Annotated in this window: 12 protein-coding genes; 4 read left to right on the plus strand and 8 right to left on the minus strand. The window is 67.2% G+C overall.

The genetic code is table 11. The features are described from left to right. Positions 1-8 precede the first annotated feature (8 nt). Both GVY41_RS08305 and aspS read right to left on the minus strand, forming a co-directional pair. Entirely contained in the window at positions 9-1,397 is a 1,389-nt protein-coding gene (locus tag GVY41_RS08305) for a DUF1800 domain-containing protein (protein ID WP_161345073.1), read from the minus strand. A gap of 148 nt (positions 1,398-1,545) precedes the next feature. Beyond that, a complete protein-coding gene (gene aspS / locus GVY41_RS08310) occupies positions 1,546-3,321 on the minus strand; it encodes an aspartate--tRNA ligase (RefSeq protein WP_161345071.1) in 1,776 nt (591 codons plus the stop codon). A gap of 172 nt (positions 3,322-3,493) precedes the next feature. Here aspS and GVY41_RS08315 point away from each other — a divergent pair, with 172 nt between their 5' ends. Beyond that, positions 3,494-4,798: a glycosyltransferase 87 family protein gene (locus tag GVY41_RS08315; RefSeq protein WP_161345069.1), complete on the plus strand. Its 1,305-nt coding sequence runs from the start codon at positions 3,494-3,496 to the stop codon at positions 4,796-4,798. Positions 4,799-4,954: 156 nt separating this feature from the next. Beyond that, positions 4,955-8,284, plus strand: a complete 3,330-nt coding sequence (carB, locus tag GVY41_RS08320; protein WP_161345067.1) for a carbamoyl-phosphate synthase large subunit — start codon at positions 4,955-4,957, stop codon at positions 8,282-8,284. Positions 8,285-8,644: 360 nt separating this feature from the next. On the opposite strand, the gene GVY41_RS08325 is transcribed toward carB, so the two are convergent. Together GVY41_RS08325 and GVY41_RS08330 are read right to left on the minus strand one after the other, a co-directional pair. Continuing rightward, positions 8,645-9,073, minus strand: coding sequence for a BrnA antitoxin family protein (locus GVY41_RS08325; RefSeq protein WP_161345065.1), 429 nt, complete (start codon positions 9,071-9,073; stop codon positions 8,645-8,647). Positions 9,074-9,180: 107 nt separating this feature from the next. Then, complete coding sequence (locus GVY41_RS08330; RefSeq protein WP_161345063.1) at positions 9,181-9,777, minus strand: hypothetical protein; 597 nt, start codon at positions 9,775-9,777, stop codon at positions 9,181-9,183. A gap of 333 nt (positions 9,778-10,110) precedes the next feature. Here GVY41_RS08330 and GVY41_RS08335 point away from each other — a divergent pair, with 333 nt between their 5' ends. Both GVY41_RS08335 and GVY41_RS08340 read left to right on the plus strand, forming a co-directional pair. Further along, complete coding sequence (locus GVY41_RS08335) at positions 10,111-11,406, plus strand: DEAD/DEAH box helicase (protein WP_161345061.1); 1,296 nt, start codon at positions 10,111-10,113, stop codon at positions 11,404-11,406. Between the two features lie 75 nt (positions 11,407-11,481). Continuing rightward, positions 11,482-12,063 carry a thymidine kinase gene (locus GVY41_RS08340; protein ID WP_161345059.1) on the plus strand — a complete coding sequence of 194 codons (582 nt, stop codon included), beginning with the start codon at positions 11,482-11,484 and terminating at the stop codon, positions 12,061-12,063. A 42-nt stretch (positions 12,064-12,105) separates the two neighbouring features. On the opposite strand, the gene GVY41_RS08345 is transcribed toward GVY41_RS08340, so the two are convergent. The 4 genes from GVY41_RS08345 to GVY41_RS08360 all read right to left on the minus strand — a co-directional run bounded on the left by GVY41_RS08345 (position 12,106) and on the right by GVY41_RS08360 (position 14,089). Then, positions 12,106-12,309 (minus strand): CsbD family protein, encoded by a 204-nt coding sequence (locus tag GVY41_RS08345; RefSeq protein ID WP_161345057.1) that lies wholly within the window; start codon positions 12,307-12,309, stop codon positions 12,106-12,108. 72 nt (positions 12,310-12,381) lie between these two features. After that, complete coding sequence (locus GVY41_RS08350) at positions 12,382-12,738, minus strand: tRNA-binding protein (RefSeq protein WP_161345054.1); 357 nt, start codon at positions 12,736-12,738, stop codon at positions 12,382-12,384. Beyond that, on the minus strand, positions 12,735-13,547 hold the full coding sequence (gene proC, locus GVY41_RS08355) for a pyrroline-5-carboxylate reductase (RefSeq protein ID WP_161345052.1): 813 nt from the start codon (positions 13,545-13,547) through the stop codon (positions 12,735-12,737). The genes GVY41_RS08350 and proC overlap by 4 nt, the downstream gene beginning before the upstream one ends. Before the next feature lie 38 nt (positions 13,548-13,585). Further along, on the minus strand, positions 13,586-14,089 hold the full coding sequence (locus GVY41_RS08360) for a type III secretion system chaperone family protein (protein ID WP_161345050.1): 504 nt from the start codon (positions 14,087-14,089) through the stop codon (positions 13,586-13,588). Positions 14,090-14,299: the final 210 nt, after the last annotated feature.

A 14,299-nucleotide genomic window follows, 5' to 3' on the forward strand; every position in this document is an offset into this window, starting at 1 on the left:
GCATCCTCCTATCGGCGGTTGAAATCGGGCGAGGCCAGGATCAGCCCAGTGCCCTCGGCCACGGTCTCGGCCCGGCCCACGGCCCAGGCCAGCCGCTCGCCCGCAGCATCGTCCAGCGCGGCGCGCAGCAACCGGCGCGGGTCTGGCAGCGGGTTGACCCAGAAGCGCGGCCCCTTCATCGCCCATTCGATCCGCGCCGCAAGGCCCTGCGGGTTGATCCAGTCGCTCGCCGCCTCGGGCCAGCCGTCGGGGCCGGGCGGCGATGCGAAGGGCTGGCCCATCAGCCGCAGCGGTCCCAGCAGATGGTTGTTTGCCGGCCCATGCTCCAGCGCCGCCACCTGCTCGCCGGTCACCCCCAGCGCCCGCAGCGCCGCCACCAGAAAATCCTGCGGCTGCCGGGCCTTGGCGCCGAACGTGTCCCAGGCCGCAGGATGCTCCAGCATCGCTGCATAAACGGGCATCAGCGCCCCCTGACCCTCCGCATAGGCCGCCGCCATCGCCTCCACCATCCCCGCATCGGGATCGTCAGAGGTGAAATGCACCGCCAGCTTCCGCGCCAGGTGCCGCCCGGTCTCGGGATGCAGCGCCAGATCCTCCAGCGCCGCGTGGATCTCGGTCACGTCGGCCGGGTCCGCGCCGCCGTAAGCCTCGCCCAGAACCGTCTCGGCCCCCGGCTCGGCCTTGGTCGGATCGAAATGCCAGCCGGCGCGGTAGGTCCAGGAAAGCCCGGTGAGCAGCAGCGCCAGTTGCCGCACATCGGCCTGCGCATAGCTGCCGCCCACACCCAGCGTGTGCAGCTCCAGCATCTCGCGCGCGAGATTCTCGTTCAGCCCGCCGCGCTTGCGCCCCGAGGCGGAGTTCGGCCCGACCGAGGAGGTCTGGTCCAGATAGACCAGCATCATCGGGTGCAGCGCCGCCGCCTTCAGCATGTCCGGGAAGCGCCCGGCCAGGTGCGGGCGGATCGCCTCATCGGCAAAGACCTGCGCCATCGGTCCCAGCTCTGGCCCGCGGGCACGGGTGGCGAAATGGTCGCCCCAGAACTGCACCAGCCGCTCGCGAAAGCCGATCTCGGCGGCAACGGTGCGCGCCATGGTCAGCTGCGCGCCGCGATTGGTGGCCACGCGCAGCTGCTGGCGCAGCGCGCGGTAAGCCAGCTCCGGTTCCGGATCGCCAGCCTCGGTGCCCGCTTGCGCCGCGCGCCTTGCGGGGCGCACTTGCCGGGCCAGTTCCTCGGCCTCGGGCCGGGTGATCACGGGAAAGCGCGCGGCCATGGTATCGGGCGCGGTCAGATCCCCCAGCAAGGCAGCGGCATCCAGCGGCGCGGGCGCGGGCCCGGCCTCGCGCGGCACAAGACCGCTGCCGAAACGGATCGCGGCGATGGTGGAGACCGAGGGCATAGCGAATCCGGCTGGGAAAGGGCTCCGCGCACCCTGCCAGAGAACCCGCCGCAGCGCGGTAAAATTCGCTTGTGCAGCATCCCCGGCGGTGCCCCAGACACGAAAAGGCCCGGCGCGATGGCCGGGCCCTTGTCAGACTGCCGAAATCTCAGTCCTTCGGGATTACCCGCAGCCGCAGCTCGCGCAGCTGCTCGTTCATCGGCTCGCTCGGCGCGCCCATCATCAGGTCTTCGGCGCGCTGGTTCATCGGGAACATGATGACCTCGCGGATATTGCTCTCATCGGCCAGCAGCATCACCATCCGGTCGATGCCCGCCGCGCAGCCCCCGTGCGGCGGCGCGCCGTATTTGAACGCCTTCACCATGCCGCCAAAGCGCTTTTCGACTTCCGAGGCCGGGTAGCCCGCAATCTCGAAGGCCTTGAACATGATCTCGGGCGTGTGGTTGCGGATGCCGCCCGAAATCAGCTCATAGCCGTTGCAGGCCAGGTCATACTGATAGGCCAGCACCTGCAGCGGATCGCCCTGCAGCGCGGCAAGGCCGCCCTGCGGCATCGAGAACGGGTTGTGGCTGAAGTCGATCTTGCCGTCGTCGGTCTTCTCGAACATCGGGAAATCGACGATCCAGGCAAAGCGGAAGCAGCCCTCCTCGACCAGCCCCAGCTCGCGCCCGATCTCGTTGCGGGCCCGGCCTGCCACGGCCTCGAAGGTCTCCGGCTTGCCGCCGAGGAAGAAGGCGGCGTCGCCCTCGCCCAGACCAAGCTGCACACGAATGGCCTCGGTCCGCTCGGGCCCGATGTTCTTGGCGAGGGGGCCGGCGGCTTCCATGCTGCCATCCTCGGCCTTCCGCCAGAAGATATACCCCATCCCCGGCAGCCCCTGCTGCTGCGCGAAGGCATTCATCCGGTCGCAGAACTTGCGTGACCCGCCGCCCGGCGCCGGGATGGCGCGGACCTCGGTGCCCTCCTGCTCCAGCAGCCTGGCGAAGATCGCAAAGCCCGATCCGGCGAAATGCTCGCTGACCACCTGCATCTCGATCGGGTTGCGCAGGTCGGGCTTGTCGGAGCCGTATTTCAGCAGCGCGTCCTTGTAGGGGATCAGCGGCCAGTCGGCATGAACGGTCTTGTCCGGCGCGAATTCCTCGAACAGCCCCTGGATCACCGGCTGCACGGCGGCGAAGACATCTTCTTGCGTCACGAAGCTCATCTCGACATCCAGCTGGTAGAAGTCGGTGGGCGAGCGGTCGGCGCGCGGGTCTTCGTCGCGGAAACAGGGCGCGATCTGGAAATACCGATCGAACCCCGCCACCATGATCAGCTGCTTGAACTGCTGCGGCGCCTGCGGCAGCGCGTAGAACTTGCCCGGATGCAGGCGCGAGGGCACCAGAAAGTCGCGCGCGCCTTCGGGGCTGGAGGCGGTGATGATCGGCGTCTGGAACTCGGTAAACCCGCTGTCCCACATCCGGTTGCGGATCGACCGCACCACGTTGGAGCGCAGCATCATCTTGCGATGCAGCCCCTCGCGCCGCAGGTCGAGGAAGCGATAGGTCAGCCGGGTCTCCTCGGGATACTCCTGATCGCCGAACACCGGCAGCGGCAATTCTTCCGACGGGCCAAGCACCTCGATCTCGCGGGCATAGACCTCGATCTCGCCGGTCGGGATCTTGGCATTGACCAGCGAGGCATCGCGCAGCTTCACCGTGCCGTCGATCCGCACCACCCATTCGGCGCGCACCTTTTCCAGCGCCGCAAAGGCCGGGCTGTCGCCGTCACAGATGATCTGGGTCATGCCGTAATGGTCGCGCAGGTCGAGGAACAGCACCCCGCCATGGTCGCGCACCCGGTGCACCCAGCCCGACAGGCGCACGGCCTCGCCGGCGTGATCCTTGTTGAGTGCGGCACAGGTATGGCTGCGATAGGCGTGCATGGTCGTCCCCTTCCCCGAGGCATCTGGCGTCGCGGCCGATACACCGCGGCGGGGCCGGGAAGTCAAGGGATCGCCTTGCCGGTGATTGTCTGCAATCTGGCACCAATTGCCAAACTCGCGCCGCATTCTCCTCTTATCTGGCGCAGAAGCCTCCTCAATGCGTGTGCCAGTGATGACTCAGCAAGCCCTCTCTTTCATTCAGCTGCCGCCTGGCTATGCGCGGGCGGCGTCCCGGCTGTCTCTGGCGATCCTGGGGGCCTGGGTCGTCATGGCCTTCCTGGCCTGGCGGGGCGAATGGCCCAATGATCTGGCGGCGCTGTGGTTTGCCGCGCATTTCCTGGCCGAGGGGCAACCCGATCTGGTCTACGCTGCGCCGCCGCTGTTCTTCGGCAGCACCGCGCCCGAATGGCAGCCCTATCTCGACCAGTTGGGCGCCCCGGGCACAGCCGCCGCCTTCCCCTATATCTACCCGCCGCTCTGGGCCGGGCTGATCGCGCCGTTGACCAAGGTGATGTCGGCGCAGACGTTCTTTGACGCTGTCCTTGCGGCGCATCTTGCGATGATGGCAGGCTCGGTGCTGCTGGCAGAGCGGCTGGTGCGGCCAGCCGAGGTTCCCTACCCGGTCTTCATCCTGTGGGGGGTCAGCGTGCTGGCCTTTTCGGTGCCGGCAATTTCCGGGGTCAGCCTGAACCAGCCGACCATCACCGCGACCTTCCTGATCCTTCTCGCCTTCCGGATCATGGCGCAGAGGCCGGGCCGGGCCGGGGCCGCGCTGGCGGTGGCCGCCGCGCTCAAACTCACACCCGCCGCCTTCGTGCTGCTGATGCTCGCGCGGCGGCGGCACCGTGCGGCGATGGCCTTTGCGATCTGCGCGGCCGGGCTGGCGCTGGCCTCGCTCTCCCTTGGCGGAGCGCTGCACGCCGCCTTCCTCGCGCAGATGAACGGCGCCTCCGCCACCACCTTCTGGGGTCTGGTGAACCCCTCGCCGCGGGTTCTGGCGCTGCTGGCCGCCGACCGGCTCGGGGCAAGCGAGCCCGGCGGGGTGCAGATGCTCGAGGTTGCCGGGACCGGCTTCATCGTGCCGATGCCCGCCTGGCTGGGCCGGGCTGCCGCGCTGGCGGCGCTGGCGGTGGCGCTCCCCGCGGCCTGGCTGACGCTGACCCGCAAGGGGCGCGAAGCCGACGGGCTGGCCTTGTTGGGGATGTTCACGGCACTGTTCCTCTTCGGCCCCCTCAACTGGCAGCACTATCTGCTGGGGCCGCTGCTGCTGGTTCCGGCGCTGGCGCTCGCCTTGCCGATGCGGCTCGCGCTGCCGGTGCTGGCTGCGGTCTGGTTCGCCTCCTCCGCCTTCTGGCTGCAGTTGAGCTCTGCCGCGCCAGACCGGCTGCTGCTGGTCACCCTGGTTGCGACCCTGACCTGGTCCGCCGTGCTGGCGCTCACCCTCGTTGCGCTGGCGCGCCTGCCCCGCAGCCGCTGAAAGCCCCGCATACAGGGCCAGACCCCGCCGCCGAATTGCGCAGGCGCGCCGGAATCGCGCTTGCACCGCGCCGCCCCCCGACTATAACCGCCCCAATTTGCGCGCCCGGACCCCTCGTCCGGGTGCCTTTTGCCGCGAAGAACGAAGGGGTCCACCATGCCGAAAAGAACCGATATCAAGTCTATCCTGATCATCGGAGCCGGACCCATCGTCATCGGTCAGGCCTGCGAGTTCGACTATTCCGGCGCCCAGGCCTGCAAGGCCCTGCGCGAGGAAGGCTACCGGGTCATCCTGGTCAACTCCAACCCCGCCACGATCATGACCGACCCGGAAATGGCCGATGCCACCTATATCGAGCCGATCACCCCGGAAATCGTCGCCAAGATCGTCGAGAAGGAACGCCCCGACGCGATCCTGCCGACCATGGGCGGGCAGACCGGCCTCAACACCGCGCTGGCGCTGGCCGACATGGGCGTGCTGGAGAAGTTCGGGGTCGAGCTGATCGGCGCCAAGCGCGAGGCCATCGAGATGGCCGAGGACCGCAAGCTGTTCCGCGAGGCGATGGACCGGATCGGGCTGGAGAATCCCAAGGCCACCATCATCGCCGCGCCCAAGCTGCCGAACGGCAAGTATGACATCAACGCCGGCGTGGCCGAGGCTATCGCCGCCATCGAATATGTCGGCCTGCCCGCCATCATCCGCCCCGCCTTCACCCTTGGCGGCACCGGCGGCGGCGTCGCCTACAACCGCGACGACTACGAGGCGATCGTCCGCACCGGCCTCGACGCCTCGCCGGTCGCGCAGGTGCTGATCGACGAGAGCCTGCTGGGCTGGAAGGAATTCGAGATGGAGGTGGTGCGCGACACCGCCGACAACGCCATCATCGTCTGCGCCATCGAGAATATCGACCCGATGGGCGTGCATACCGGCGACAGCATCACCGTCGCCCCGGCCCTCACGCTCACCGACAAGGAATACCAGATCATGCGCAACGGCTCCATCGCCGTGCTGCGCGAGATCGGGGTGGAAACCGGCGGATCGAACGTGCAATGGGCGATCAACCCCGCCGATGGCCGCATGGTGGTCATCGAGATGAACCCGCGCGTCAGCCGCTCCTCGGCGCTGGCCTCCAAGGCCACCGGCTTCCCCATCGCCAAGATCGCGGCGAAACTCGCCGTCGGCTACACGCTGGACGAGCTCGACAACGACATCACCAAGGTCACCCCCGCCAGCTTCGAGCCGACCATCGACTATGTCGTGACCAAGATCCCGCGCTTTGCCTTCGAGAAGTTCCCCGGCAGCAAGGCCGAGCTGACCACCGCGATGAAATCGGTGGGCGAGGTCATGGCCATCGGCCGCACTTTTCACGAATCGATGCAAAAGGCGCTGGCCTCGCTCGAAACCGGCCTCTCCGGCTTCGATGAAATCACCATCCCCGGCGCCCCCGAGCAGGCTGCCATCATCAAGGCGATCTCTGCCCAGACCCCCGACCGCATCCGCCTGATCGCGCAAGCCATGCGCCACGGCCTCAGCGATGACGAGATCAACCGCGCCACCAGCTTCGATCCGTGGTTCCTCGCCCGCATCCGCGAAATCATGGATGCCGAGGCAGAGATCCGCGCCGCCGGCCTGCCGATCACCGCCCCCGGCCTGCGCCGGCTCAAGATGATGGGCTTCACCGATGCCCGCCTCGCCACCCTCACCGGGCGCGACGAGGCGCAGGTGCGCCGCGCCCGCCGCAACCTTGGCGTCACCGCCGTCTTCAAGCGCATCGACACCTGCGCCGCCGAGTTCGAGGCGCAGACCCCCTACATGTATTCCACCTACGAATCCCCCGCGATGGGCGACGTGGAATGCGAGGCCCGCCCCTCGGACCGCAAGAAGGTGGTGATCCTCGGCGGCGGCCCCAACCGCATCGGCCAGGGCATCGAGTTCGACTATTGCTGCTGCCATGCCTGCTATGCCCTCACCAAGGCCGGCTACGAGACGATCATGGTCAACTGCAACCCCGAGACTGTGTCCACCGACTACGACACCTCGGACCGGCTCTATTTCGAACCGCTGACCCTCGAACACGTCCTCGAAATCCTGCGGGTCGAGCAGGAGAACGGTACCCTCCACGGCGTCATCGTGCAGTTCGGCGGCCAGACCCCGCTGAAGCTGGCGCAGGCGCTGAAGGATGAGGGCATCCCGATCCTTGGCACCACGCCCGACGCCATCGACCTTGCGGAAGACCGCGAGCGCTTCCAGCAACTGCTGAACCAGCTTGGCCTGCGTCAGCCGGTCAACGGCATGGCCCGCTCGCGCGACGAGGCTTTCGCCATCGCCGCCCGCGTCGGCTACCCGCTGGTGATCCGCCCCTCCTACGTCCTTGGCGGCCGCGCCATGGAAATCGTCCGCGACGATGCCCAGCTGGAGCGCTACATCCGCGAGGCGGTGCAGGTCTCGGGCTCGAGCCCGGTGCTGCTCGACAGCTACCTGTCGGGCGCGATCGAGGTGGATGTCGATGCCATCTGCGACGGCACCGACGTGCATGTCGCCGGGATCATGCAGCATATCGAGGAGGCGGGCGTCCATTCCGGCGATAGCGCCTGCTCGCTGCCGCCCTACTCGCTGAGCGCCGAGACCGTGGCCGAACTGAAGGTGCAGACCGAGGCGATGGCCCGCGGCCTCAACGTCGTCGGCCTGATGAACGTGCAATTCGCCATCAAGGACGGCGAGATCTATGTGCTGGAAGTGAACCCCCGCGCCTCCCGCACCGTGCCCTTCGTCGCCAAGGCCACCGATAGCGCCATTGCCTCCATCGCCGCCCGGGTGATGGCCGGCGAGAAGCTGGCGGCCTTCCCGATGCGCGCCCCCTATCCCAAGGGCGTCGGCCCCGATACGCCGCTGCCCTATGCCGACCCGATGACCCTCGCCGACCCGCAGACCCCCTGGTACTCGGTCAAGGAGGCGGTGCTGCCCTTCGCGCGCTTCCCCGGCGTCGACACCCTGCTGGGGCCGGAAATGCGCTCCACCGGTGAGGTGATGGGCTGGGACCGCACCTTCCCGCTGGCCTTCCTCAAGGCGCAGATGGGCGCAGGCACGATCCTGCCGGAAGAGGGCCGGGTGTTCCTGTCGGTCAAGGACATGGACAAGACGCCCGAGCTTGCCGCCGCCGCCCGCGATCTGGTGGCGATGGGCTTCACCCTCGTTGCCACCCGCGGCACCGCCGAGTTCCTGACCGGGGCCGGCATCGCCTCGGAACTGGTGAACAAGGTCTATGAGGGCCGCCCGAACATCGTGGACATGCTCAAGAACGGCGATATCGCGCTGGTGCTGAACACCACCGAAACCCGCCAGGCGATCAGCGACAGCCGCGACATCCGCGCCGTCGCGCTCTATGACAAGATCCCCTATTTCACCACCGCCGCCGCCAGCATCGCCGCGGTGGAGGCGATGAAGGCACGGGATGAGGGCATCGGGGTCAGGACGCTGCAGGGGTGAGGCGCGGCCCCGGCTCTGCCGGGGCGAAAACGCTCCAGTGGAGCGTTTTCAGCGCCGAACGCCCGAGGCCATGCCGAGGGCCGGACGAGCCGGGAAAGGAAACGCTCCAGTGGAGCGTTTCAACCGTGAACGCCCGAGGCTATGCCGAGGGCTGGGGGCCAGCCCCGCAAAGCCCCTTCCCTTCCCTTGCCCGGAATCAAGGCGCCTTGGCGCCGCCGGGCAGCGCCCGTCCGCCCCCCCGGGCGGGCGCTCCTTACGGTTCCGCCCAGAACCACGGTGGGAGATGCTGCACCATAAAGTGCCTAGACCCGCCGTCGCTCGCCCACCCGGCGGACGGGCCCCGCCCTCCACCTGCACTAGCTACTCCCCCAACATCCTCCCCATCTCCTCCGCCATCCGGTCCTCCTCCGCCTGCACTTCGCCCCACTCCGGCCGCGGCCCGTCGCATTCCAGATCGACCACCCGGCGCTTGTAGTAATCCATCGTGTCGGCGCCGCGGATGATGCCCGCCAGGCGGCCATGCATCCAGACCCGCAGCACCTCGTTCATCCGGCCCTGATAACCGGTGCCCATCGACTTGAAGAAGCGCACCACGTCCTCCTCGACCAGCATCGTCACCTTCACCTTGCGCTTGGGGTAGCGCTGCTCGGCGATGGCGTGCCAGCCAACCGGGATCTTCCGGCTTTGCTCGATGGTATGATGCAGGTCCCATTCCAGCCGCCGCATCGCATCGGCCATGTAGTGGTAATTCTCACGCTGGGTCTTGGTCAGCTTCGCAAGCTCAGTCATCGGCAGTCTCCGGGGCAAACACCTGCCCCCAAGACTGCCAATGGCTGATTAAAAAGCTTTACATATAGCGTCCGTATGGGGTCCAGACGGGTTCCGCCCCCCGCGGATCAGTCGGAACACACCCACACGGCCCCGCCAACCACCACCACGCTCGCCGCCGCCCCGGCCAGCGCCACCGGCGCGCTCATCACCCCCGCCACCGTCGTTCCGAGGCCCGACAGCGTTGCAGCAAGGCCCGAGGTCGATCCCGACAGGATCACCGCACCCGAGTTGTGGCGCACCGCCTCCACCCCGGTGGTGACCGCAATCCCGGCCACATCCTTGGCGCCCTCCGCAGTGGAATTGACGAACTTGCAGGCCCGCCCCGTGGTCTCGCACAGCCCGTAAGCGTCGCGCTCGCCCATCGCCAAGCCACTGAAACCATTGAGCATCGGGTCATGCTGCAGGCAGAATACCCCCCGCTCCTGCTCCGTCAGTTCAGGTGCCATATGGGCGATGATCACCCGCGCCGGGCAGGTGCCCTCGTCCAGCCCCCAGCGCTCGCGGCGCGAGGACCAGACATCCGCCTCGTCGTTATAGCCCAGCGTCACCGCCACGCCCTCGACCACCGCCGAACACATCTGCGGCTCGGCCCGCGCCGGGCCTGCCCCCATCGGCACGGCCAGCAGCGCAGCGGCTGCAACCATCTGAAATCGCTTGAACATCCTGGCTCCGTTCTGCTCGTGGCGCCTTTCCGGCGTCCCTTGTTGCGCCCATCATACCCCAGCTTGCATCCCCTCAACAGCGTCGCCCCGGTCACATCCCCGTTCACCGAAACCCTTGACATGCGCGGCAATCTGCCCCATCTGCCAACCATCCGAAGCCCGCTGCCGCGTGAGCAGCCCCGCCACCTTGAAGGCGACAGGCTCGGAGATCAGGTTCCCATGTCACGCCAGGGGTCCAGCGGGCACGTCTGCCCGCGCCCCGCCGCACTGCCCCGGAGCCTTCCGGGGTTGACATTTGCTGCGCCCCCTCCGGCGCATACTACGGATAAACCTTTGGAAAACTTCGACAATCTCGGCCTGTCCAAACAGGTCCTCGAAAATCTGGCCGCCATGGGCCTGACCAAGCCGACGCCGATCCAGGCGGAAGCCATCCCCTATATCGTCAAGGGCCGCGACCTTCTGGGCCTCGCACAGACCGGCACCGGCAAAACCGCCGCCTTCGGCCTGCCGATGGTCACGCGGCTGATCGAATACGGCAAGCGCCCGACCCCCAAATCGGTGCGCGCGCTGATCCTTGCCCCGACGCGCGAGCTGGCCACCCAGATCTCGGACAACATCACCGCCTATGCCGACGGCACCCCGATCCGCGTGTTCCGCATCGTCGGCGGCGCCTCGATTAACGTGCAAGTTGAAAAGCTCAAGCGCGGCGTCGATGTGCTGATCGCCACCCCGGGCCGCCTGATGGACCTTCTGGACCGCGGCGCCCTGACCCTCGCCGACACCAAATATCTGGTGCTGGACGAGGCTGACCAGATGCTCGACATCGGCTTCATCCACACCCTGCGCCAGATCGCCCGGCTGCTGCCGCGCGACCGCCAGACGCTGCTGTTCTCCGCCACCATGCCCAAGCTGATGGAAGAGCTGGCCGACAGCTACCTGACCGACCCGGTCCGCGTCGCCGTCGATCCGCCGGGCCGGGCTGCCGAAAAGATCACCCAGGGCGTCCACTTCACCAACCAGGGCGACAAGGCCAAGCTGCTGGCCGACTATGTCGCCAAGCACCCCGGAGAGCTGGCGCTGGTCTTCGGCCGCACCAAGCATGGCTCGGAAAAGCTGATGAAGCTGCTGGATTCGTGGGGCTTTTCGGTCGGCGCCATCCACGGCAACAAGAGCCAGGGCCAGCGCGAGCGCACCCTCGCGCAGTTCCGCGCCGGTGAGATCAAGGTGCTTGTCGCCACCGACGTCGCCGCCCGCGGGCTCGACATCCCCGACGTGCGCCACGTCTACAACTACGACCTGCCGAACGTGCCGGAAAACTACGTCCACCGCATCGGCCGCACCGCCCGCGCCGGCAAGGATGGCAAGGCCGTCGCCTTCTGCTCGCCGCTGGAAGTCGGCGATCTGCGCGCCATCGAAAAGGCCATGAAGGCCCCGATCCCGGTGATCGGCGGCGAGGTTCCGGTGGCGCAGACGCCGCAGCCGGGTGCCCGCCCTCAGCGCAAACCGGGGCAAAAACCCTCGGGCGCGCCCAAGCAGGGCGGCTACGGCAAGCCGATGGCCGCTGACGGTGCCCGCAAGCGCCCGGCCAAGCGCCCTTCGCGCCGCCCGCGCAGCGAACAGGCCGCCTGAGCCTGACGGACTGACCATTCGGCCAAGGGGCGGGGTGCTTGCAGCACTCCGCCCCGCGCTTTATGGGGTGGCGGCATGGCCAAGCTGTATTTCCATTACTCGACGATGAATGCCGGGAAATCCACGATCCTGCTGCAGGCATCGCACAACTACCTCGAACGCGGGATGCAGACCTATCTGCTGACCGCCCGGCTCGACGACCGCGCCGGCCCCGGCCGCATCGCCAGCCGCATCGGGATCGGCACAGAGGCGGATGGCTTCGGCGCAACCTCGAATATGTTTGAAAAGATCAAGGATCGGATGGCCGCGGGCCCCTGCGCCTGTGTTTTTGTTGATGAAGCACAATTCCTGACCCCGGCGCAGGTCTGGCAGCTTGCCCGCGCCGTCGATGATCTGGGCGTGCCGATCATGTGCTACGGGCTGCGGGTGGATTTCCGGGGCGAGCTGTTTCCGGGCTCTGCCGCGCTACTGGCCCTCGCCGATGAAATGCGCGAGGTCCGCACCATTTGCCATTGCGGGCGCAAGGCCACGATGGTGGTGCGGCGGGGGTCTGACGGACAGGTGCTGGTGGCGGGGGATCAGGTGCAGATCGGCGGCAACGAGACCTACGAGTCGCTCTGCCGCCGCCATTGGCGCATCGCCACCGGCGACGCATAAAAAAGGGGCCCGAAGGCCCCTTTTTTCGTATAGTGGATCAGATCACAGCTCGCGATCGCCGAAGTACTTGTCGACTTCGCGCTCGGCCTCGTCCTTGGTCTTGCCGTATTTTTCCTGCACGAGGCCGGCCAGCTTGTCGCGCTTGCCCGCGGCCACGTCGAGGTCGTCATCCGTCAGCTTGCCCCATTGCTCTTTCGCCGAGCCCTTGAGCTGCTTCCAGTTGCCTTCAACGATATCCCAGTTCATGGCAGTCTCCTTGATAAGGTTATGCCAAAGCAACTCCCAAACGGACGGCCGGGTTCCGGAAAAACCTCGGAATCAGAACAGTCGGCCGCCCAGAGGCACCTGACTACCCGGCCCGATCAGCACCACTTCGCCGTCGGCATCCGGCACCCCCAGCGTCAGAACCTCGGACCGCATCGGGCCGATCTGCCGGGCCGGAAAGTTCACCACCGCCAGCACCTGACGGCCGATCAGATCCTCGGGCTGGTAGTGCCTGGTGATCTGCGCCGAAGACTTCTTCTCCCCGATCTCGGGGCCGAAATCGATCCACAGCTTGTAGGCAGGCTTACGCGCCTCGGGGAAGGGTTCGGCGCGGGTGATACGGCCCACGCGGATATCCACCTTCAGGAAATCGTCAAAGCCGATCTCGGCGGGCTTGTCCTTTTCACTCATTTACCAAGCTCCCGCCCTCGATCCGCGGCTGCCTTCACGGCTTTTTTCAACAAGGGCGGGAAGCCCGCCTCCTCATCCATCAGCACTGCCAGCGCCGCCGCCGTGGTGCCGGCAGGCGAGGTCACGTTGATGCGCAGCTGCGCCGGGGTTTCGGGCGAAGCCTCGGCCAGCGCCCCCGCCCCGCCAACGGTCGCCTTGGCCAGTTGCAGCGCCAGAGCGGGCGGCAACCCCTCCGCCTCGCCCGCGGCGGCCAGCGTCTCGATCAGGTGGAACACATAGGCGGGGCCGGAGCCGGACACGGCAGTGACCGCATCCATCTGATGCTCGCCCTCCAGCCGCACCACCTGGCCCACAGCCGACAGCAGCGCCTCGGCCAGTGCCAGATGCTCTTCGGTCGCCTGCGCATTGCCGGTGATCGCGGTGATGCCGCGGCCGATGGCGGCGGGGGTGTTCGGCATTGCCCGCACGATGGGGGTCTCCGCCCCAAGCACCTGTTCGTAATGGGAAATCGTGGTGCCGGCGGCCACCGACAGGAACAGCGTCGGCCCGTTACCCATGCCTTGCAGGGTCGGCAACGCCTCGGCCATCATCTGCGGCTTGACCGCGATCAGCACGATGGCGGGGCTGTCCGGCAACGGCTGGTTGATCTGCACGCCGGTCGCCATCAGCCAGTCCGAGGGGCGCGGGTCGATCACCCAGACGTTGCTTGCTGGCAGGCCCTGCTTCAGCCAGCCTTCCAGCATCGCCGAGCCCATCTTGCCGCAGCCCAGCAGAACCAGACCGCGGGCCTTGACCGTTTCCATATCCATTCGCCCGTCCTTCCGGTGATCCCTGACGGGGCCGGAGCTTAGGCGCGGCCGTAGGCCTCGGCAATGGCGACCTTCATCGCCGACTCGGGCGTCTGCTCGCCCCAGCCGACCAGCTGGAAGGCGGGGTAGAAGCGTTCGGCGGCGATCACCGCGGTGCCGATCATCTTGTCGATCTGCTCGGGCCCCGCGACCTGTCCGCCTGCCAGAACAAGGCCATAGCGCCAGACCATCATCCGCTGCTCGGCCCAATAGGTGAAGGCGCCGGACCAGACCTGGTCGTTGATGCGGTTCAGCACCTCGTAGAGATCGGCCATCCGGTGCGCCGGCGGCTCCATTTCAAAGGTGCAGATCAGCCGCAGCGTCTCATCCTGGGGCGACCAGGCGAGGGTGAGCGAATAGGTCCGCCACTGGCCCTCGACGGCCATGGCGATCTGATCCTCGGTGACGCGGTCGAAATCCCATTCATGGTGTTCGGCCAGCGTCTCGACGATGTCGATGGGGTGAAGGTCGTCGGAGAGCAGGAAGTCTTCGGAAAGCGACATGCCGCGCCTCTTGCCTTGTGCCGGAGACGAGGAGGATCGCCTAGCGGCAGGGTGCATTCACAAGGACAGGCGGTGTTCTCCGAATGCCCTTACAAGATATGGTGCAAGGGCGGGCGGCTTGTGTAAAGGGGATTCTCGGGGTGGCCCACGATATGTTGTGGACGAAAAGCAAAACACCGCAATCGGGTGCGCTGCCCCCGAATTGCGGTG

Origin of the sequence: Frigidibacter albus (assembly GCF_009908165.1) — a bacterium.
Classification (GTDB): Bacteria; Pseudomonadota; Alphaproteobacteria; order Rhodobacterales; family Rhodobacteraceae; genus Frigidibacter; species Frigidibacter albus.